At 48.8% G+C, this 20,123-nt stretch carries 17 protein-coding genes; 5 read left to right on the top strand and 12 right to left on the bottom strand.

Annotated elements, in window-relative coordinates; genetic code table 11:
- The first annotated feature begins 15 nt into the window (after window positions 1-15).
- From EXU85_RS21600 to EXU85_RS21590, 3 genes are all read left to right on the top strand, one after another.
- A complete protein-coding gene (locus EXU85_RS21600; protein ID WP_142774079.1) occupies window positions 16-408 on the top strand; it encodes a hypothetical protein in 393 nt (130 codons plus the stop codon).
- 222 nt (window positions 409-630) lie between these two features.
- A complete protein-coding gene (locus EXU85_RS21595) occupies window positions 631-1,593 on the top strand; it encodes a PHB depolymerase family esterase (protein WP_142774078.1) in 963 nt (320 codons plus the stop codon).
- Window positions 1,594-1,669: 76 nt separating this feature from the next.
- Entirely contained in the window at window positions 1,670-2,053 is a 384-nt protein-coding gene (locus tag EXU85_RS21590; RefSeq protein ID WP_142774077.1) for a hypothetical protein, read from the top strand.
- Between the two features lie 45 nt (window positions 2,054-2,098).
- Here the strand turns inward: EXU85_RS21590 and EXU85_RS21585 are convergent, their stop codons facing one another.
- Window positions 2,099-3,625 (bottom strand): RtcB family protein, encoded by a 1,527-nt coding sequence (locus EXU85_RS21585; protein WP_142774076.1) that lies wholly within the window; start codon window positions 3,623-3,625, stop codon window positions 2,099-2,101.
- Between the two features lie 344 nt (window positions 3,626-3,969).
- On the opposite strand from EXU85_RS21585, the gene EXU85_RS21580 reads away from it, so the two are divergent.
- Window positions 3,970-5,019 (top strand): YafY family protein, encoded by a 1,050-nt coding sequence (locus tag EXU85_RS21580; RefSeq protein ID WP_142774075.1) that lies wholly within the window; start codon window positions 3,970-3,972, stop codon window positions 5,017-5,019.
- Between the two features lie 119 nt (window positions 5,020-5,138).
- Here the strand turns inward: EXU85_RS21580 and EXU85_RS21575 are convergent, their stop codons facing one another.
- The 8 genes from EXU85_RS21575 to EXU85_RS21540 all read right to left on the bottom strand — a co-directional run bounded on the left by EXU85_RS21575 (window position 5,139) and on the right by EXU85_RS21540 (window position 15,111).
- The gene (locus tag EXU85_RS21575) at window positions 5,139-6,578 is read right to left on the bottom strand and encodes a GDSL-type esterase/lipase family protein (RefSeq protein ID WP_142774074.1); all 1,440 of its coding nucleotides are present in this window, start codon (window positions 6,576-6,578) and stop codon (window positions 5,139-5,141) included.
- Window positions 6,579-6,909: 331 nt separating this feature from the next.
- Window positions 6,910-7,737 (bottom strand): alpha/beta hydrolase family protein, encoded by an 828-nt coding sequence (locus EXU85_RS21570; RefSeq protein WP_142774073.1) that lies wholly within the window; start codon window positions 7,735-7,737, stop codon window positions 6,910-6,912.
- A 132-nt stretch (window positions 7,738-7,869) separates the two neighbouring features.
- A complete protein-coding gene (locus EXU85_RS21565; RefSeq protein WP_142774072.1) occupies window positions 7,870-9,126 on the bottom strand; it encodes a S9 family peptidase in 1,257 nt (418 codons plus the stop codon).
- Between the two features lie 116 nt (window positions 9,127-9,242).
- A complete protein-coding gene (locus EXU85_RS21560) occupies window positions 9,243-10,295 on the bottom strand; it encodes an LLM class flavin-dependent oxidoreductase (protein ID WP_142774071.1) in 1,053 nt (350 codons plus the stop codon).
- Between the two features lie 194 nt (window positions 10,296-10,489).
- Window positions 10,490-10,615: a hypothetical protein gene (locus tag EXU85_RS36010; RefSeq protein ID WP_256365994.1), complete on the bottom strand. Its 126-nt coding sequence runs from the start codon at window positions 10,613-10,615 to the stop codon at window positions 10,490-10,492.
- 30 nt (window positions 10,616-10,645) lie between these two features.
- Window positions 10,646-11,596 (bottom strand): SGNH/GDSL hydrolase family protein, encoded by a 951-nt coding sequence (locus EXU85_RS21550; RefSeq protein WP_142774070.1) that lies wholly within the window; start codon window positions 11,594-11,596, stop codon window positions 10,646-10,648.
- A gap of 10 nt (window positions 11,597-11,606) precedes the next feature.
- Window positions 11,607-14,114: a glycoside hydrolase N-terminal domain-containing protein gene (locus EXU85_RS21545; protein WP_142774069.1), complete on the bottom strand. Its 2,508-nt coding sequence runs from the start codon at window positions 14,112-14,114 to the stop codon at window positions 11,607-11,609.
- 64 nt (window positions 14,115-14,178) lie between these two features.
- The gene (locus tag EXU85_RS21540; RefSeq protein WP_246859185.1) at window positions 14,179-15,111 is read right to left on the bottom strand and encodes an AraC family transcriptional regulator; all 933 of its coding nucleotides are present in this window, start codon (window positions 15,109-15,111) and stop codon (window positions 14,179-14,181) included.
- Window positions 15,112-15,279: 168 nt separating this feature from the next.
- Here EXU85_RS21540 and EXU85_RS21535 point away from each other — a divergent pair, with 168 nt between their 5' ends.
- The gene (locus EXU85_RS21535; protein ID WP_142774068.1) at window positions 15,280-17,556 is read left to right on the top strand and encodes a DUF5703 domain-containing protein; all 2,277 of its coding nucleotides are present in this window, start codon (window positions 15,280-15,282) and stop codon (window positions 17,554-17,556) included.
- 88 nt (window positions 17,557-17,644) lie between these two features.
- On the opposite strand, the gene EXU85_RS21530 is transcribed toward EXU85_RS21535, so the two are convergent.
- The 3 genes from EXU85_RS21530 to EXU85_RS21520 form a co-directional block, all read right to left on the bottom strand.
- Entirely contained in the window at window positions 17,645-18,142 is a 498-nt protein-coding gene (locus EXU85_RS21530; RefSeq protein ID WP_246859644.1) for a transposase, read from the bottom strand.
- Window positions 18,124-18,858, bottom strand: a complete 735-nt coding sequence (locus EXU85_RS21525; protein WP_142773439.1) for a hypothetical protein — start codon at window positions 18,856-18,858, stop codon at window positions 18,124-18,126. The genes EXU85_RS21530 and EXU85_RS21525 overlap by 19 nt, the downstream gene beginning before the upstream one ends.
- 81 nt (window positions 18,859-18,939) lie before the next feature.
- Window positions 18,940-20,034 (bottom strand): 6-bladed beta-propeller, encoded by a 1,095-nt coding sequence (locus tag EXU85_RS21520; RefSeq protein WP_142774066.1) that lies wholly within the window; start codon window positions 20,032-20,034, stop codon window positions 18,940-18,942.
- Window positions 20,035-20,123 lie beyond the last annotated feature (89 nt).

The following is a 20,123-nucleotide window of genomic DNA, read 5'->3' as shown; positions in this document are numbered from 1 at the left end:
ATTTGTTACTGCTAATTGAACTATACACTCTTTACCAAAAACGATCTGATGGCCTTATCGAAAGAAACCCGGAAGCAAATGGCTCATGCCTTAGCAGGTGTAATTATCAGTATTAAAGGGATTGATAAAATTGAGCATCACCATGAGATAATGGGTTCAGTATTAATAGGTATAGGCGTAGTTATCATCGGCTTAACCATTTATCATCATCGACTGGCAAAGTATATCAAAAGCTTCGATGCGTTGGTGTTTCTGGTTGAGGCTATCGTTTTAAGCATCGTGAGTATTCTGTATTTGCAGGATGGTAAAAAAGCACTGCCCATTGCCTATGTAGTAGCCAGCTTAGCGTATTTAGTGGCTGCCTATCGTTCCTACCATCGGGATAAGAAAGCAATATCTCATCATTGATCATAGTAGATTGGTATAACCAGCATTGCCACAGTCAACTTGCTCATTAGCGGTTTAACTGTCCAATTTGTCGTCTTCACCTTTGTTTTTCAGCAGTCACCTCGTCAAAGCTATAGGTTTGTATCGTCTAAATCACCTAACAGACGAACAACTAAAACCAATCTGTGATTATGAAACAACTAGGGAGTATAGACCTGGCAACACGACAAAACTCGTTTTATCATGAGTAAGCTGCTTTTTAGTATGCTGGCCTTTTGGGCTTCACTTGGACGGTATTCGCCTATTAACCATTACGTTTCAACTCAACAGTTGGCACCTGTTTCGCCACCAGAACTGAGTGTTCGCGATACGTTGCGGTATGATGAGCAGACGCGAATTTATTGGCTACACCTGCCACCTGCCTACAAGCAACATGATGAGCTGTTGCCCCTGGTTATTGCTTTGCATGGGGGAGGGGGTAGTGGTCAGCAGTTTGAATCACAGTCGAAGCTGAGCGAAAAAGCGGATCAGGAAGGATTTATTACCGTTTGTCCGGATGGGCTGCAAAACCCTGGTGTGTTAGGCTTACGCACTTGGAATGCGGGCGCGTGTTGTGGGCAAATTGCGTCGGTTCAGCACAGTGACGATGTGGGGTTTATCCGAAAGCTGATTGATAAACTAGTGGCTACCCGCCGAGTCGATCCTAAGAAAGTATATGCGCTGGGGCATTCCAATGGTGCTATGCTCTGCTACCGGTTAGCCTGTGAGTTACCGGATAAACTGGCGGCTATTGCGGCCAATTCAGGAACCATGCAATTAAAAACTGCCTGTAAACCCAACCGGGTCATACCGATTCTTCACATTCATTCGCAACTGGATCGGAATGTGCCGTATATAGGGGGCGTTGGCACGAAAAGTATCAATAAGCAATGGAATTCGCCGGTAGATAGTACACTGACTGTTTTTGCGCAACTAGCCGGGTGCTCGACCACAAAGGAGACTGTCAAAACCACCGACAAGTACAGCTTTTATAAATGGTCGGGTTGTCAGGATGGGGCTGAAATTCAGTATTACCTGACTGCAGATGGAGGGCATTCCTGGCCGGGTGGTACGAAAGCCGTTCGTTTTATTGGCGATGAACCTTCCACAGCCTTCGTCAATAATGACCTCATCTGGAGTTTTTTTAAGAATTATTCACTTAAGTAACGCGGCCGGGCTGGCGTACCAGCATCTTGTCTGCCAGTCCCGGCCACGCTACAATACTCAAACCAATCAAATCATCATGAAAAGCAATATTGTAACACTCATTCTTTCCGTTTCCCTGATTCTCATTTCTATTGCTTCATTTGCCCAACGTGGTAGTCAACTTGGCACATCCGAAGAGCGAGCTACGCGCCAAACGGCCCGCATGAAAGAAACGCTGAAGCTATCGCCCGAGCAGGAAACGTCCGTGTCTGACATCAATCTTAAGTATGCCAAACAGATGCAGTCGGTGATCGAAACTGGTGGGCGAAATTTAAAAACCGCACGGGAAGCCAAATCCATTATGAAAAATAAGGATAAGGAACTGAAGGAGGTTCTGGACAAAGATCAGTTTAAGCAATACCTGACCATTAAAGAGGAGATGATGAATCAGCTAAAAGAACGCCGTCGGCAACGGTCCTGATGCTAAAAATAGAAGCGGTCGAATTGGTTCGACCGCTTCATAGGGTTAATCTTCACGTCCTTCCTTCCGGTTGGCATCGGCCATCCGAACAATTTTGGGCGTGAACTTTGCCAGCACCGAAACCAGGTCGCTTTGCGCATTGATGACGGTCTCAATGTTTTTGTAAACCATTGGGGCCTCATCCAGGTCCCCGCCAATAAGTTGAATATCGGCTTCTGTTAAGGCTTTGTTCCATTGGGAGCGGGTGAGCGTATTAAACGCCTGGGTTCGCGACATCAGTCGGCCAGCTCCGTGCGAGGCTGAATTCAACGATTCTGCATTGCCTTTTCCCCGCACCACAAAGCCCGGTTGTGTCATCGATCCCGGAATAATTCCCAGCACGTCAGATCCGGCGGGTGTGGCTCCTTTTCGGTGAACAATCACCTCCTGGCCATCGGCCAGTTTCTCCTTCCACGCAAAGTTGTGGTGGTTTTCAACCATCACCAATGGCTTTTCACGTAGGGCTTTTGCCAGTTTTCTATGGATTTCATGATGGTTGGCAGAGGCATACTCGCCCGCTAGATTCATGGCAATCCAGTAGGCCTGTCCTTCTTCCGTAGCCAAATCCAGCCAGGCTAAATGGGCAGCCTGTTTGGGTAGTTTGGTTTTCTGCATGGCCAGTTTTGAGTAATAATTTGCCACATTACCCCCAAATCCGCGCGATCCTGAGTGCGATAACAGGGCCAGGTATTCGCCCGGTGGCAGATTCAGGAGATCGTCATGAGCATATACCTCCACGATGCCCCACTCCACAAAATGGTTGCCTGTGCCCGAGCTTCCCAACTGCCGATACGCTTTGTCTTTTAAATCGCGGATCACTTTGGTGGCCTGCCATTCGGGTAAATCCATAACGCTCTCGTCGATTTTCTCGCGGGTTTCGCCCCCAATTCCGAATTTGGTTTGCTCCACCAGCGACTTCTTCAATAAATGCGGTTCGCGTTTCAAAAAGGCGGGCGGTAAATCGAAAACCGACAGGCACATTCGGCAGGCAATATCGACCCCAACCGCAAACGGAATGACCGTGTTCGCTTCTGTAGCCAGTACGCCACCAATAGGAAGCCCATACCCTTGGTGGGCATCGGGCATGAGCGCACCCGCTACCGAAATGGGTAGGCTAGCGGCTGTTTCCATTTGTTTTAACGCACCTTCTTCAATCTGCTCACGCCCAAATACAGCATAGGGGAGTGGTCCCGTACGCAGGTCGAAGGTTTGTTCAGCTTGTTCTCCCTGAGCGGTTACCACATACGGTGCTGGGTCAGGAGGCAGGTACGTTACGCCTGTCTCGCTCAGTGGAACGGCTATACCTTGTTTGTTCAACGCATAGATCGACTGGGCCAGATTAGTGACCTTGTTTTTAGAGTAAGCGTACTTTTTAGGATTCTGGAGCATCTGCGCCAGCAAACCCATTACTTTTTCTTTAGGGTATCCGGCCCGTTGTACCAGGCCATTTGCCACGCGAAGAAACGTTCCCTGCAACTGATCGGGGATTGGCCCCAATGTTAATAGATCGTCTAGTGAAATTGGTGTTTCCATTGTCTTTTACTGTTGTGCTGGAACGCTGATTTTTAGGATGATTATAATTTAGGCCAATCAATAAATTAGCCTAAAATTGTAGTTTATCATGACAGATCATATTGATCCTAAAAATCAGCGTTCTATTGCTGTTAAGTCAACTTCCCCACGGCAATTCGAAGGATGATTAACTTTATGACTCAAAGGTTACTGGTTATTGCGCAGTCTTTTTGCGTAGTTCGGTACTTTTTTTCATTTTTCTGAAAAAAGCGAAGACTTAGTCGATACACTGAATAAACTGACCAGCAACCAGACCTCGTGAATCGTAACGGGGCCGCCCGCGCGGTCAAAAGTCGTAAATCAATATGCCTGCTAACCGAAATGCCCTTGTACGCTACAAAACGCTGGATGCCTGCCTACGCAATCGGATGCGCAAATGGGCACTCGATGACCTGATTGAAGCGGTTTCAGAAGCACTTTATGAGTACGAAGGCATCGACAAAGGCATCAGCCGGCGTACCGTTCAGGCTGACCTTCAACTGATGCGAAGCGATAAGCTGGGTTACTTTGCTCCCATTGTTGTACTGGATAAAAAATACTATACCTACGAAGACCCGAACTACAGCATTACCAACATTCCGCTGTCGGACGGCGACTTGTCACGGATGAACGAAGCCGTAGAGGTTTTAAAGCAATTTAAAGGATTTTCGCATTTTACGGCACTTAACGAAGTGGTCCAGAAGCTGGAAGATCATGTGTATTCAACGGCCCAGAAGTCGGTGCCGGTTATTGATTTTGAGAAAAACGAGCACCTCAAAGGGCTTCATTTTCTGGACGAGCTGTATCAGGCGGTTATCCAGAAGCGGACTCTCCAGATTGAATACCAGTCCTTTTCCGCGCGGCTATCACAAACCTTTTGCTTTCATGTCTGGTGGCTGAAAGAGTTTAAAAACCGCTGGTTTGCCGTTGGCGTGCGCGATGGTAAAGGGTATCTCATGAACCTGGCGCTTGATCGGATGCTCTCTATTCGTGTTGACCCTGAGGTTGACTATGTATGTAATCAGAGCATCGACCCTAATGCACATTATCACGACGTGATTGGCGTATCGGTCAGCGAGAATCTACGGCCTATTAACGTGAAGTTATTTGTTAATCGGCTGCATGCCCCCTATGTTGAAACTAAACCGCTTCACCATTCGCAGCACGTTGTGGAGCGAACGGAACAGGGCATTGTTATTCAACTTCGGGTACAGCATAATTTTGAGCTGGAGAAGGAGATTCTGGGCTTCGGTGAGGGCATGCACGTACTTGAGCCTGAACGACTTCGGCGGGTTATTCAGAAACGATTACAGGCTGGGCTGGATGCCTATAAAGTTGTAGGGACTGATAATACCCTACCCAACCCCTCCCCTTGAAATAAGGGAAGGGGCTAAAGTTGGTTACCCCCGTTCTTGCTTGGCTTTACCAAGCGAGGACGGGGGCCGCTGCCGTGAGGTCAAATGTCATGAACCAATTACTTCGAACCAACTGCCGCTTATTGAGCAAAAGACACATACTGCCCTGCCGATTTTAAAATGAACACAACTATGGGTGTTGGGTTAGGCAGGCTGTGTGGGTGGTGGTTGACGCCGGGTTTATGGATAACGGTGATGTTGCCGCCCAACGCTACCACTTGTTTTTCAAACGGTTCGGTATTTTCGCTGACAGGTACGGCATCGTCGGCATCACCTACAATGTGTAGCATTGGGAAGTTCCCTTTTACAATCTGCGCCACCCGGTCTAAGGGATTCCCGTTGAAGTTAACTGCTTCCTCCTCTGTGGTGAATCCGTAATCTTTCTTGAAAATCTCCCAATCGCTTGGGCTGCCCTTGCTTTTTCCTTTGCCACCCGGCCAGCTTTTTAGGTCCAGAACAGGCGCATCGACATACACACAAGCTACTTTCTTCGGATTTTCAACAGCCCAGTTGTACGCATAGATACCACCCCGGCTTAAGCCTTCCAGACTTACTTTATCAGATAGGCCAGCTTTGTGCAGGTACTTGTAAAATTTGTTCCAGAGCGAAACGGCTTCCGCATTGCCAAAGAGTTCGGCCACATCGCAATACACCAGATGAAAACCACGATCCAGCAAGGCAATATCGGTCTGTGGCTCATGTCCCCAGAAACGCGCCCGCCAGATCCAGGGTTTTCCGGCGGCCACAACACGCGGTTTAACTACCTTACAGGCTCTGCCTTCGAAGGTGAAATCGGCACAATCATACCCGTAGAAAGAGGAGACCGTCATGGGCTCTTTGATTTTCGGGAAGATGTCAAAATTCGGTTGTGTTTTCAGCGTAACCGCTTCGTACAAACGCCGGGCAATGGTGGTCATCACAGGAGCGGATGGGTGCAGTTTATCGGGGAATAAAAGGCTGTCGGTTACGGTCAGGGCGTGTAAGTCGATCAACTCCAGCTTTTCCTCGAAAGCCACTTGCTGGATGCGGGGAATTATCAGTTTCCTGATGGCAGCATCGACCTGGCGGGTAGTATCGGTCAGAAACGACGTTACGGGCAGTAGTAGAATGATGCGGGGATTGGAAGCTAGGGTTTTGAACGACTGAATCAGCGATTTATAATCACCTACAAACTGGTCGATTTTCAGGCGATACGGTAACCGGCTATCATTAGTGCCAAGTTTAATGAACACAATAGTTGGGTTGCTTTTCAGCGCTTCTTTGTATTGCTCCGTCGCCGTATAGGCACTTGGCGTATCCCGAAGCAGAGTTCGGCCACTCACGCCAAAATTCATCACTTCGTAGCCAGCCCCAAGCAGGTTTTGAAGCTGGGCGGGATAGGAATCCTGTTCCCGGTTTTTAAGGGTAGCTCCGTAGGTAATGCTATTGCCAACGCAGGCGATCCGAATTGTCTTTTGGGCGTAGACTGATACGGAAAGCAGTACGAAAAGTAAGGTGGTGAACCGGCGGAAAGGGAGCATGTGCTTTTGATAACAGTAGTAAACTGAAAGTCTTGTTCTTAACCTGCTTACTCTTTTTAATAGTTAGAATGCTGCCATAACCCCTAAATCCCCTTTAGGGCAGGGCCGTTAAGTGCTGAATTTTCTTTACTTAATCATCCTCTTTATTGGCTTATTTTACCCCCCAGCCCCCTAAAGGGGGAGAAAACCCACTTCGGAGTACTCCCCCTTCAGGGGGTTGGGGGGGTAATGGACAGGCGTTTGAAAAGTTAATTTTACTAACCTAAATTCAGCACTTAACAGCCCTGCCCTTCAGGGGATTTAGGGGTTGTAAACTTATTTCAAAAAGGGCCTACTCCCGTTTCTGTTTGTCGAAATACTGCCGCATAAATAGCAATTGATACGTTACCGCATTGGCCCAGTAATTCCAGTTATGAGCGCCGGGGCGGGTGATGTAGTCGTGGGCAATATTGCGCTCCAATAATTTGTCGTGGAGGTTGTTATTGACCCGGAAGAAAAAATCGTCGGTGCCACAGTCAACGATTAGCGACAGAGCTCCCGGTGTGAGCAAATGGAGCAGATTAATAACCGTATTTTGCTCCCATCGTTCGGGAAACTGGGCATAGGGACCCAATCGTTTGGCCATGTCCCAGTTATTCGGAAACGGGCGAATATCGACGCCACCACTCATGCTGCCCGCAGCTCCGAATACATCCTGATGCCGGAACGCCAGGTATAAAGCCCCGTGGCCACCCATACTCAGTCCCGTAATGGCGCGCGCCTGCCGGTTTTTAATGGTTTTGTAATGGGTGTCTACCCACGACACCAACTCACTGGCTACATAAGTCTCGTACTTAAACGAAGGATCAGCGGGGCTATCGAAATACCAACTGCCATAATTTCCATCGGGGCAGACAATGATAAGTTGCTGCGCATCAACACTCTGTGCCAGATTTGGTGCTTTTTTCGCCCAGTCGCTGTAATTGCCACTGTATCCATGTAGCAGATAAACCACTGGGAGCTCGCTGCCAAGCGTGTATGAATCCGGGGTCATGATGACGGCTTTAATCGTCTTTTTCATCGACGGGCTATAAGTAGACACCGTATCGATCTTAGCTGCGTGGCTAAGGCTGGCTAGTGATAAAAGACTAATGATGAGGAATGTACGAAGGGCATTCATATTGGTTTGATAAAATAGAGGGTAAAGTAGGAAGATTCGTAAAGTAGTTGACTATTTAGTGGGATGGATAATTTGTACAAAAAAATGCCAAAATAGCTGTTTTTATGTCTCTGCCAGTGCAAGATTACCTCGTTACTTTTTGATATGTTTATCCATAAAGTCTAAGTACTGTGCCCAGTCGTAGTTGGTAACGTCATGACCACCGGGACGGATATGATAACCGATTTGCCCTTGCACAGACTGTTGTAAAGGCGGTAATTGAGCCGTTGGTAATCCTGTCGTTCCTAGAAATTGGTAGACTGCACTGGCGGCTTTCGCACCGTCAAATTCGCCTTCCGGGTCAGAGCCTTTGTCCTGCTCGGCACTGGCAATATAGACCGGTCGAGGAGCAACCAGGGAGATTACCAGGTGCTGGTCGAAAGGGAGAAGCGTATCCTGATCCATGTACTTTTTGAAATTACCCGCGTACCAGTGCGGAAATACCGTGCAGAGCCGCCGGATGTTTTCGCCTACGCCCCGATGGAACAGTTTGGCACCGCCTGCCCCCGATTCATGGCTGATAACCAGTGCAAACCGTTCATCGGTAACGCCTGCCCAAAGAGCCGCTTTGCCCAGTCGCGACCAGCCAAAGACGGCGACCCGTTTGGCATCAATACGTTTATCGGTTTGCACATAATCCATAATCCGACTCAAGCCCCACGCCCAGGCGGCAACCGTTCCAAAATTATCCCCCCGATTCTGGAGTTCAGGGTACAGCGTATGAACGCCCGTTGTGAACTTCGTGGCCGGTTCATCAGACGCAATGTCTTCCCGGTAAGCGGTCACGAGCGCATATCCCCGTTCCAAAATACTGTCGATGGGCCATTGGCGAGCATTGATGCCCCGGCAGGCTTCGGTTGATCGGTGGTTGACTACACAGGAAACATCAATGTACGGATTCCCCCGGTTCGACTCCATCCAGCTTGGCGAAATGCGAATGCCGGGATCGGAATTAATGCTGTGGTTACCCCAAAAATTCAACCCGACGATGGCTGGAACGGGCCCTTTCACCTGATTGGGAATGTAGATCAACACATCCATTCGGGGACCTTCATGCTTTCCATTAAAATAGACGGCCACCTGTTTCCGCGTTGCTTTTCCTCTCAGTGCTTTTGGGTCCGTATCAAATACCTCGAACGTCATACCCGATGGTTTACTGGGCGAGTGCCCATACATCTCATTCGCAAAGCGTTCCAGTAATTCCGGTCGTCGTTGAGATCGCCATTCGTTCGCACTGGTTACCCGTTTGCCATTATTGAGAATCAGTGGATCGGGCAACGGGTGCTTCTGGGCAAGCAGGGGCAGGGCTACCCCATAAAGCAGAGAATAGAGAAGGACTGTTTTTAGCATTCCGGGAGGTAAGGTTAAACTGGGATGATAGAACGCTGATTGTTATGATCCTTTTGATTGATCATGATTTTTTGCCATTATTTTTAAATCATCACTCATCATAAAAAACATGATAATCAGCGGTCTATCGTTGTTTTCTGCGCCAGTGCCTTCCGAACCTCGGGCGCTACTTTGGTGCCGAATAGTTCGATGGCGTGGAGCATTTTGGTATGCGAGAGATCGGGTCCACTGATCATCTGAGCCAGATAACGGGTATTGCCGAACAATTCATGAAAGTACAGAATCTTGTCAATAAGTTGCTGAGGGCTGCCCACCATCAGTGGCCCGTATTCGCGACCGTACTCAAACTGATCTCTGGTAATGGGTGACCAGCCGCGTTCTTTTCCAACCCGATTCATCAGCAGAGCATAAGTCGGGAAAAACTCGTCCGAAGCCTGTTGCGATTCGTCGGACATATAAAAATGAGAATTGATGGCCAGTTGAAGTTTGCTCACATCATGCCCTGCTCGTTGAGCCGCCTGCCGATATAGGTTGACAAACGAAACGAACCGGTCTGGCGGGCCGCCCAGAATAGCTACGGTCATGGGTAGATCCATGGTGCCAGCCCGAACGGCCGATGCAGGTGTACCGCCTACCGCCAGCCATATGGGTATCGACTCCTGATAAGGGCGAGGATAAACGCCCAGATGCTGTATGGAAGCCCTATGTTTACCGACCCAGTCGACAACTTCGTGCTGATTGATAGTAACCAGCAGATCCAGTTTTTCGGTGAACAGCTCGTCATAATCCCGTAAATCATAGCCAAATAACGGGAAGGATTCAATGAATGACCCGCGCCCAGCCATAATTTCGGCCCGTCCATTCGAAATAAGATCCAGCGTGGCAAAGTTCTGAAATGTCCTGACCGGATCGGCAGAACTTAGTACCGTAACGGCGCTGGAAAGCTTTATTGTTTTGGTGATCGAAGCCGCAGCGGCCAGAATCACTTCGGGAGCGGAAATAACAAAATCGGGGCGGTGGTGTTCCCCCAGGGCAAAGACATCCAGACCAACTTCATCGGCCAATTTTATTTCTTCGAGAAGCTCCTGCATACGCTGATGCGCATTCACCGCTTTACCGGCTACGCCATCCGGCCTGACATCGCCAAAACTACTGATTCCTAATTCCATGATTGGTTATTGCTGATATGCTGTTACAATCGCTTTAAACCCAAATACGGTTCCCAACACGTGAATGGATAATGGATAATGGATAATGAGTAATGGATAGTGGATAATGAATAGTGGATAATGGATATGTTGAGGCTGTCCATTATTCATTGTACATTATCAATTATCCATTACTCACTATCCATTCACTTAACTTACCGATATTTCTTCAGGAGTTTCAGCCGTGTACTTACCTGTTTTAGCCATTCCCGTGCCATCAGCTCCTGGGCGAATACGGTTGGGTGAATGCCATCCTTAATGCCGATTAATATACTCAGCACATCGGGTTTGAGGTCTTGTTGTGGTTATCTCTATTTTACCACCGACCGAATTTTTTCCTCCAATTCATCATAACGTTTTTGGGCTTCTGTTAGTGGAATTCCCTGGCGCATTTCAGGGCGCTTATGGCCTGTAGCACTAAGCCAGGCATCTTTCATAATGGCTTGTCGTTCGCTTACCAGCTTCAGGATGTCTTCCCCATGAGGGTTGACCAATAGCGTAGTTCGTATATCCGGCGCAGTCGCTACGTTCTCGCCGAGGTAGTTTAATACCGCTTGTGCCATTAGCCAGTGGCCTTCGTCGCCGGGGTGAACACCATCGTTGGCCAGCTTAAAAGAAGGGTCTATCTTTCGCTTTTCTTCCAGATAACGCTTCATGGGGAAATGAATGTCTGCCACTTCCCATTTTAATGAATCCCGTTGTGCGAGCAGCCATTCGGCGTATTTGTCCAGGGTCAGGTTATATCCTTGTGTGCCCATATTTTTATCATCGTGAACGGGGGGAGTCAGGAAGATAATCCGTTTGGTGCCTATCTTCTCCAGTTCGGTATGGAGCCATTTCTGGCCTTCGCGGTAAGGACGGAAGCGCGCTTCATCAAGTGGGAGATAAATGCCATCGTTCATGCCATAGCAGGCAAAAACGACATCGGGCTTGGTTTGTTCCAGTACTCTGGCCAGCCGTTCGTGCAGATCAGGGCGGGGGAATCGGCCATCGGCATGATTCGGTTCACTCAGGCCGGAGACCGTTTCGCTTGGCAGACCAACATTGATGAATTCGAAGGATTGGGTTGGATAGTGGGCAATAAAATAAGCCTCAATAGCTGTGACATACGTACCCGCATACGTAATGCTATTCCCCAGGAACAGGATACGCCTGGTATCTTTCGGGAAAGGCGCAGTGGTTTGTGCCCATGCAAAGGCGGCTGAAATGAGCAGGTAACAGACTAGGATAAAGCGGTTTATAGATGGTTTGTATCGTTCCATGGCCTTTTCCTTATTTATTGCCGCCAGTACCTGCATTCACCAACGTATAACTTTTCCCGGCTTGCGTATCGAATTCAACCAACTGAGTTTCGGCAATAACAACGGGTTGAATCGCCGTTGCTTTGGGTGAAATCAGCGGTTTGGGAATGCCATCAATGGCGTAGAGTGGATTTGGGTTAGGCCCCTGCGCCAGAGCAACTTCAAGGCCATCTGCACGTAGAGAGTTAGGCAAACGCAGGCGACAGTTACCACCCAGATTTGACTTGATAACCACTTTAGCCACTTTGCCATCTTTCCATTCCAGTGAGACAATCTCGAATCCCCCCCGCGCTCTAATTCCCGAAATATGGCCATTTCTCCAGCCGTCAGGCAAGGCGGGGAGGAGATGAATGGCACCTTCGTGACTTTGCATCAGCATTTCGGTAATGCCTGATGTGCAGCCAAAATTACCGTCGATCTGAAAAGGCGCATGGGCATCGAACAGGTTGTTGTACGTACCACCTCCGCCTTCGTTGAGGCCAACGGGCGTAAGCTGGTTCTGAATTAGTTTGTAAGCATGATTACCATCCTGCATCCGTGCCCACCAGTTTACTTTCCAGCCCATGCTCCAGCCGGTCGAAATATCCCCGCGCTGGATAAGCGTTGTTCGGGCCGCACTGAATAAGTCCGGGTTTCGGTAGGGAGAAATCTGCTGCGAAGGGAATAGGCCGTAGAGGTGAGAAATGTGCCGATGTTTGTCCTTTGGGTCGTCTAAATCCTCAATCCATTCCTGCAACTGGCCATGCTGACCTATTTGCATGGGCGGGAGCCGCTGCCGAACGGCAAGTAAGGTGTCAACAAATCGGTCATCCTTGTTCAATGTCCGGGCGGCCCGCATGGCTACTGTCAGCATATCGTATACAATCTGATTGTCCATTGTGCAGCCCGCATCGAATGAAACCCCTTTTCGGAAATCCGGCGCATTTTCAGGCGACGTGCCAGGGTTGATGACCAGGTACTTGCGTTTGGGATCTTCTACCAGATCATCGACAAAAAAGGTGGCAGCACCTTTCAAAATCGGATAGATTGATGCCAGGTATTTTTTATCGCCGGAATACAGATACCGCTCCCATAAGTGTTGCGAAAGCCAGGCTCCGCCCATGCTCCATACGCCCCAGTAAATGGCATCGACCGGGCCGGTAATTCGCCATAAATCCGTATTGTGGTGGGCCATCCAACCTCTGGCTCCATACATGACTCGTGCGGTTTCCGGTCCTGTTTCGGCAAGCTCCCGGACCATCTGCAACAAAGGCTCGTGCATCTCGCTCAGGTTGGTTTTTTCGGCAGGCCAGTAATTCATCTGGGTGTTGATATTGATGGTGTACTTACTGTCCCAGGGCGGGTCCATGCGGTCGTTCCAGAGCCCTTGCAGCGTAGCGGGTTGCGTATGTAAGCCGTCGCCGGTATGCAGGGTGGCATCAGGCTGTGAGGATGAAATGAGTAAATACCGACCAAACTGATAATACAGGCTTACCAGTTGCGGATCGTTGGCCTTGGCAAATTCCTTCAGCCGTACATCCGTAGGTTTACGAATCGCATCTGTGCTGCCGAGATCGATTTTTACCCGGTTGAAATACGTTTGGTAGGCACGTATATGTTCGTTCAGTACTTGCAGATAGGGCTGTTTTGTGGCAGCAGCCAGGTATTTTTCAGACCGTTTAATGGCATCAGCGCTCAGATCGTGATAGTTCACGTAATTAGTGGCGATGGAAATCGTGATCAGGGCCGAGTTCGCCTGTCGAACCTGAAGGGTCGAATCGGTGATTGATAAGGTACCGCCTTCGGTTTGGATATGCGCAATGCCGTTGAATCGAACCTTTCCGTCCACACCTTCATGGCCTGCCGTCATGCCATTGATGACCAGCCCGTTTTTTTGAGTGGCGATAATCGCATTTTTCTGCAAAGTCGATAAGCCCGCCGTAAACGAAATCATTCCGGTTTTATCTGCCGACAGCCGAACCAGGATTGTTTGAGCCGGCACAGAGGCAAACACATTACGGGTGTAGTTTACGCCATTAACCGTATAGGTAGTTGTTGCTATGGCGTTCTCAATATCTAGTTCACGGTAATAGTTAGTATAGGTTTCGTGACCGGGAAAGTGCAACCGTAAATTACCCACAGGCTGATACATCTGCCCGTTCGATTTTTTTGACTGCATCGTCTGTTCGGCCAGTTTCTGCGCTTCCCGCTGTTTTCCGGCGAAGACTAACTGCCTGATTTCGGGCAGGGAAGCCAAGGCATCGGGGTTATCGTTGCGGTTGGGACTGCCTGTCCAGACCGTGCTTTCATTTAATTGAATCGTCTCATTGGCTACGTTGCCGTAAACCATAGCACCCAATCGGCCATTACCAACGGGCAGGGCATCGGTCCAGACGGTATTGGCGGGTTTATCATACCATAATTTTAATGGAACTGGGCTTTGAGCAAAGGCCGGAACGGCGAAGAGTACGGCTGTGAGTAGGGAGAATAACGTCTTCATTGACTAGTAAAGGCTTTTGTCTTTGCTAGCTACTTGATGCGTCTGTACTAGCTGGGTTAGGGGTCTACATATGCCAGGCCGTTTCGCGATACTGACCGGGTGGACTACCAAATCGACGTTTAAACAGCCGGGAGAAGTAATAGATACTCGGAATGCCAACCGATTCGGCAACGCTTTTCAGGGCCATCGAGGAAGTCATCATCAGGCGTTGTGCCCGCTCTAATCGTTTGTTGATCAGATAATCCATTGGGCGGATGCCCACAATGCTCAGAAATAAGCGAGAGAAATAATCAGCATTCAAGTTCGCCTTTCGGGCTAGTTGCTCCACGGTTAATTTTTCGTGGAGATGACTTTCGATGTATTGCAAGACAGATGCTAGTTGATGAAACCCCTTGGCCCGCTGTTGGTCTTTATCGTTCTCTGCGCCTAAAAAGCGGGAAAATAGTTGGAGCAGGATACCATGCGTTTCAACATACGCACTCATCGACTGAGTTGATTTCGGCTGATTAAAGGGCAACACTTCCGGTCGATTATCATAGGTCTTAGGGTCCGATTCGGTAATCGCTCGGCCGGGATTCTGGGCTAAAAGCCGTTCCATCAGTGCGTAGTCAATAGGACTGGCTTCGACCTCATAGGCCATTGATTTTAGGTCGTAAATCGACAAACCTTCCTGTAATTCATCGAAGAAACTAATGTAATACTGTTCCAGAAACTGGTCGCAGTGATAGCGGCTATAGGTAAAGCTGGGAATAAGATAGAGATAGCCCGGTTTCAGAATAAACTTCTGGCCATTATGCAAAACCCAACCTTCGCCAGCCGTAATCAGGTAAAGCCGGGAGAAGGGGCTGATTACGTTGTCGTACTGCCAGCGAGAATCCAACTGGATAAAGCCCATATGCAGAAGGCTCAGTTGCAAACTTTTGATGATATCGAACACAGATAGTAAGAGTCGGTAAACAGTGAAAGTCGGAATCGTGTAAAAGAAAGCCGTTATCATGAATTTACTAATGGGATAAAATCGATCTATTTTTGTAGTCAATTCCTTATCGCTTAAAAAGAGGATAAAGATTGGTTTTGACAGGATTTACAGGATGAACAGGATTGATTGTTCCGACGTAATCCTGTTCATCCTGTAAATCCTGTCAAAACCCTTTTTTCTTCCACCATGAACTACATTCTCTGGAGCCTGTTGCTGATTTTCGCTGGTTATCTGCCTGGATTAGCGCAGCCCGTAATCTGGACGAGCCAAAGTAAAAACTCATCGGAGTCGATGCCGTGTGGAGGTGGTGATATCGGCTTGAACGTGTGGGTGGAGAATGGAGATGTTCTGTTCTATTTATCCAGAAGTGGCACATTCGATGAGAACAACGCCATGCTCAAACTCGGACGTGTGCGGCTGAAATTATCGCCCAACCCGTTTAATGGAACCGATTTTAAGCAGGAGCTAAAGCTGACCGAAGGGGGCATAACGATAAGCGGAGGCAATACACAAGTGAACCTCTGGGTCGATGTATTCCGGTCCGTGGTGCATGTGGCTCTACAGAGTGCCAAACCCGTTAGTATCACAGCCGCTTATGAATCCTGGCGATACGAAGACCACGTTGTGCAAGGCACCGAATTCAGAACAAACTCCTACAAAGCCCCGCAGAAATTCGATGTGATAACACGGAAGGATGCCATTGCTTTTCAGGGCAACGATGTCTTGTTTTATCATCGAAACCGGAACGACATCGAAAGTATTTTCGATTATACCGTGCGGCTGGAAGGCATGGACTCGGTGAAAGGAAAGTTGTTTAACCCGCTGATCAATAACACGTTTGGTGGGTTGATGCGGGGGCATGGTATGAAGCCCGTTGGAATAGATACGGGAACCTATGCACACGCGCCTTTCAGGGCCTGGATGATCGCTACCGCAAAACCAGTACGTTCGCAGGAGATAGAAATAGGTCTTAACGTTGCCCAAACTACGACGCTTGATGAGTGGAAGGCTGGGTTAACCAGGATCATGAACGAGGCTGACCGGGCGAAGAAAACAGCGCAGCAAACCAGCCGCGACTGGTGGCTGCAATTCTGGAATCGGAGCTATATTTCGATTGACAGCAAAGACACAGCAGTGGCTGCGATCTCCCGAAATTACCAACTGTTTCGCTATCAGTTGGGCTGCAATGCCTACGGAAAATGGCCGACTAAATTTAACGGTGGCCTGTTCACCTTCGACCCGGAATACGTCGATGCCAAATACGCGTACTCGCCCGATTTTCGACTTTGGGGCGGAGGCACCATGACGGCTCAGAATCAGCGGCTGGTCTACCATCCGATGCTGAAAAGCGGAGATTTCGACATGCTTAAATCTCAGTTCGATTTTTACCTGCGGAATCAGACCAACGCCGAGCTTCGGAGTCAGGTGTACTGGCAGCATAATGGGGCCTGCTTTACGGAACAAATTGAAAATTTTGGCTTGCCGAATATCACCGAATACGGCACGAAACGCCCCGACGGCTACGATCCCGGCATGGAATACAACGCCTGGCTTGAGTATGAATGGGACACCGTGTTCGAGTTTTGCCTGATGATGCTGGAAACCGAACGCTACGAGGGGCGCGACATTGCCGAGTACGTTCCATTCATTGAAAGTTGCCTGACGTTTTATGATGAGCATTACCAGCAACTGGCGAAAAAACGAGGAATCCGACCTTTCGATGCACAGGGACACTATATTCTGTACCCAAGTTCAGCCTGCGAGACGTATAAAATGACCTATAATTCGGCGACGGTGATTTCGGCCCTGAAGGTAATTCTGGGCCGAATGCTGGAACTGCCTGATAAGTACCTGGATACGAAACAGCGCGAAAAATGGGGAACGATGTTAAAACGGATTCCACCACTTCCGTTTCAGGACTATGATGGACATAAGACATTAGCACCCGCTGTAGCCTGGGCCCGAATCCAAAACTCCGAATCGCCACAACTGTATCCCGTCTATCCGTGGGGCATTTACGGCCTTGAGAAACCCGATTTAGACATAGCCATCAATACCTGGAACTACGATACACTGGTTGTTAAATACCGGAGTCACGTTGGCTGGCGGCAGCATAACATTTTTGCCGCTCGCCTGGGCCTTACAGAAGAAGCCGCCAGCCTAACCAAACTGAAATTCAAAAACTCATCGCACCGATTCCCGACGTTCTGGGGTCCCGGCTTCGACTGGACACCCGACCATAACTGGGGTGGTTCGGCCATGATCGGTTTGCAGGAAATGCTGATGCAAACCGATGGAAAAACCATCCGGCTGCTCCCCGCCTGGCCTAAGGACTGGAACGTAACATTCAAACTACACGCGCCTTACAACACCATTGTAGAAGGCCGTGTCGTGAATGGTAAGGTTGAGAAGTTGACCGTAACCCCGCAGGAACGAGCTAAGGATGTGATTTTGCCTAAGTAGCCTGGACGGCTACGTCCGGGTATTATTGTGGTGTCGGGTTCTCAAACCCGACGCAATTGCTGACGCAAAATGTCGGGTTTGAGAACCATTATTGTCCGAAATGTTTTTTCAAGGCATCGTCCAGTAAGGTTGGCTCCCCGTGGCATGCTACAATAAGTGTTTTGACCAGATCAGCTTCGAGTTCATAGACAAACAGCAATTTGTTGATCTTGAACCCAGGCCGATCATTAAACCGACCATATAACCCAATCAACATAGCGCCAATGAGCATCACATACGCCATGATTTTGATCCCGTTAAAGGATCGGGACAGAAAATGAGAAAAATTCATCTGCTGCTTGATGAACCGAAAGAATTTCTCGATCTGCCAACGCTGTCGATAAATCTGACTCACCTCCAATGCGCTGAGCGAATCGGGCAGGTTGGTCAAAAACAGCAAAGATTGCTCAGGTTTGTCTTGTAGGTGAGCACTAATCAGGCGAAATGAGTCCGTAAGGAGTCGATTCGAACTCGTATAGAGCTTGATCAACGACTCCTTCTCTAAGACAAGTGTGTCGGTCGAGCTATCTATACGCTGCTCAGCCAGAAGCTGGTAACGACTGTTGGCTTTGATGCGGGTAACAAAAAAACGTTTCTCCTCAGGGGCTTATTGAACTGCTCAAAGGTGAGTCGATTTTGCAGCCCAGCGTCAAAAACGGCTACATCTTTGGCCGAGAAAGCCAGCGATTCAATGGTTTCTTTGAGGGGTGTTTCATCGCTGGCATGGGTTTGTTGATCATAAAATCGAATCGTTTCGGGCTTTAAGCCATCATAGCCGATACTAAATTTGATATGCTTATAACGATGGGTTTCATCGTTGGCTTTACGGCCCAGTTGAATACCCAGGCCCAAGAGTTTGGCTGAACAAGCCACTAGGGTTGAATCAACCAGATGGAGTTGATAGCCCTGGACGGTGGGTGTGGGCCAGTGCTGGTTGACCAACTTGAGAACTTGCTTAAAAATAGCCTTCAGGTAGCCACAATCGAGTTGAGCCAGCCGGTCGGCTAAGGAGTTTCGTTTGGTGGTAAAGTGAGCATCCACGCCGATTAAGTGGCGAATGCCCACTTTTTCCAGCAGGGCCATAAGTACATTCAGACTCAACTCATTGGTGGTCAGAACGCCATAGAGCAATAACTTAAAAACCAGGGCTCCGCGGAGTTTTTTGACGTGTTTATCGACTTGATAGTCTAGGGCTAATGTTTCCAGCACCTCATCCGGCAAATAGCCTAACAGCGTTTTTACGGGTAATTTGGCGGTGTTCATTGGTTTTTAGACTTAAAACAAATCGACAAGAAAAAACATTTCGGACAATACTGGTTTGAGAACCCGACACCACCGCACCAACTACACCCGTTCCAATTTCACCGGATACGTACGGTTGGCGTTCCACTGGCAAACGTACAGATTATGATCTTCGTCAAGGCAGACGTCGTGGCCGTGGTAGAAGGTGTTCCCGTCCTGAAACAGTTGCTGTAACTGCCCATTCTTGTACTCGGGCTGTGTTCCGCCCGGATTCGATATTACCCGATTGTTCTTGTCCAGAATGGTCACGAAACCCGAATTGTCGAACCGCTTGCCCGTTTCCCGTGATTTTGACCAGCAAACCCCTGCGAAGATGTTTTCCCCGTTGATGACAGGGCGGCAAACGTAAGCGCCGGGTAGTTGAACGGTGTCGAGGTAGTTGCCGTCGAGGGTGAAGAATTTAAAGGCGTTGTCTTCCCGGGAGGTGCAGATGAGTTTTGGGTTATTGGGTTGCCGTAAATCGACCGCTACACCGTGGGCGTTGTTGAGGTTGTGAGCGGGATTCTTATTGTCATGGCCGCCAAAATGACGGATATATTGCCCTTGGTGATTGTACTGAATGATGTAATCGGAGCCATAGCCATCCGCCACGTAAAAATCACCGTTGGGGGCTACCGCGACTTCCGTAGGCATGAATTTCTGCTCCGGTTTGTACACGCCAATGGTCGACGGGTGGCCAATGCTAAAGATCAGACTTCCATCAACAGTGGTTTTGAAAACCCCTCCCGACTGCGCGTGCCACTTGTTATCCCGCCCGAAAAAATACCCGCAATCGGTAATGAATAGCGCATCTTCACCACCTTCCGGTGCCAGTGTGAGGCCATGACCACCGGGATAACGCGTTCCCCAGGAATCGAGCAACTTTCCCGATTTATCGTACACCAGAATATTATTTTTGACCTCATCATTAATCATGATCAATCGACCTTTCGAGTCCTTGACCATTTCGTGGCAGTTGAAAACGTGCGTTTTAGTCGGGTCCAGGACACCCCATTCTTTATTGACCCGATACCGATAATCACCATGCCCGATAATTTCATGATCGGTATTTCGAGCGTAGCCAACGGGATTCACGGCCATCGTGCTGGCGGCCAAAGCAGTCGAGTTTTTAAGGAAGGTTCTGCGAGTTTGAGTCATGGTTGGTTTAGGTTTTATAGAACCGCACGGGCGGCCCCGGCAGATCATTATGATTGTTATGAATTTAAAAGATTTTATCAGCGAAAATC

Source organism: Spirosoma sp. KCTC 42546 (genome assembly GCF_006965485.1).
Lineage (GTDB): Bacteria > Bacteroidota > Bacteroidia > Cytophagales > Spirosomataceae > Spirosoma.
This window is presented reverse-complemented; position numbering and strand designations above follow the sequence as displayed.

Excerpts from the sequence above, each read along its gene's own strand:
- EXU85_RS21595 (WP_142774078.1), top strand. The coding sequence starts at position 631 with ATGAGTAAGCTGCTTTTTAGTATGCTGGCCTTTTGGGCTTCACTTGGA.
- EXU85_RS21590 (WP_142774077.1), top strand. The coding sequence starts at position 1,670 with ATGAAAAGCAATATTGTAACACTCATTCTTTCCGTTTCCCTGATTCTC.
- EXU85_RS21585 (WP_142774076.1), bottom strand. The coding sequence starts at position 3,625 with ATGGAAACACCAATTTCACTAGACGATCTATTAACATTGGGGCCAATC.
- EXU85_RS21580 (WP_142774075.1), top strand. The coding sequence starts at position 3,970 with ATGCCTGCTAACCGAAATGCCCTTGTACGCTACAAAACGCTGGATGCC.
- EXU85_RS21575 (WP_142774074.1), bottom strand. The coding sequence starts at position 6,578 with ATGCTCCCTTTCCGCCGGTTCACCACCTTACTTTTCGTACTGCTTTCC.
- EXU85_RS21570 (WP_142774073.1), bottom strand. The coding sequence starts at position 7,737 with ATGAATGCCCTTCGTACATTCCTCATCATTAGTCTTTTATCACTAGCC.
- EXU85_RS21565 (WP_142774072.1), bottom strand. The coding sequence starts at position 9,126 with ATGCTAAAAACAGTCCTTCTCTATTCTCTGCTTTATGGGGTAGCCCTG.
- EXU85_RS21560 (WP_142774071.1), bottom strand. The coding sequence starts at position 10,295 with ATGGAATTAGGAATCAGTAGTTTTGGCGATGTCAGGCCGGATGGCGTA.
- EXU85_RS21550 (WP_142774070.1), bottom strand. The coding sequence starts at position 11,596 with ATGGAACGATACAAACCATCTATAAACCGCTTTATCCTAGTCTGTTAC.
- EXU85_RS21545 (WP_142774069.1), bottom strand. The coding sequence starts at position 14,114 with ATGAAGACGTTATTCTCCCTACTCACAGCCGTACTCTTCGCCGTTCCG.
- EXU85_RS21540 (WP_246859185.1), bottom strand. The coding sequence starts at position 15,111 with ATGATAACGGCTTTCTTTTACACGATTCCGACTTTCACTGTTTACCGA.
- EXU85_RS21535 (WP_142774068.1), top strand. The coding sequence starts at position 15,280 with ATGAACTACATTCTCTGGAGCCTGTTGCTGATTTTCGCTGGTTATCTG.
- EXU85_RS21525 (WP_142773439.1), bottom strand. The coding sequence starts at position 18,858 with ATGAACACCGCCAAATTACCCGTAAAAACGCTGTTAGGCTATTTGCCG.
- EXU85_RS21520 (WP_142774066.1), bottom strand. The coding sequence starts at position 20,034 with ATGACTCAAACTCGCAGAACCTTCCTTAAAAACTCGACTGCTTTGGCC.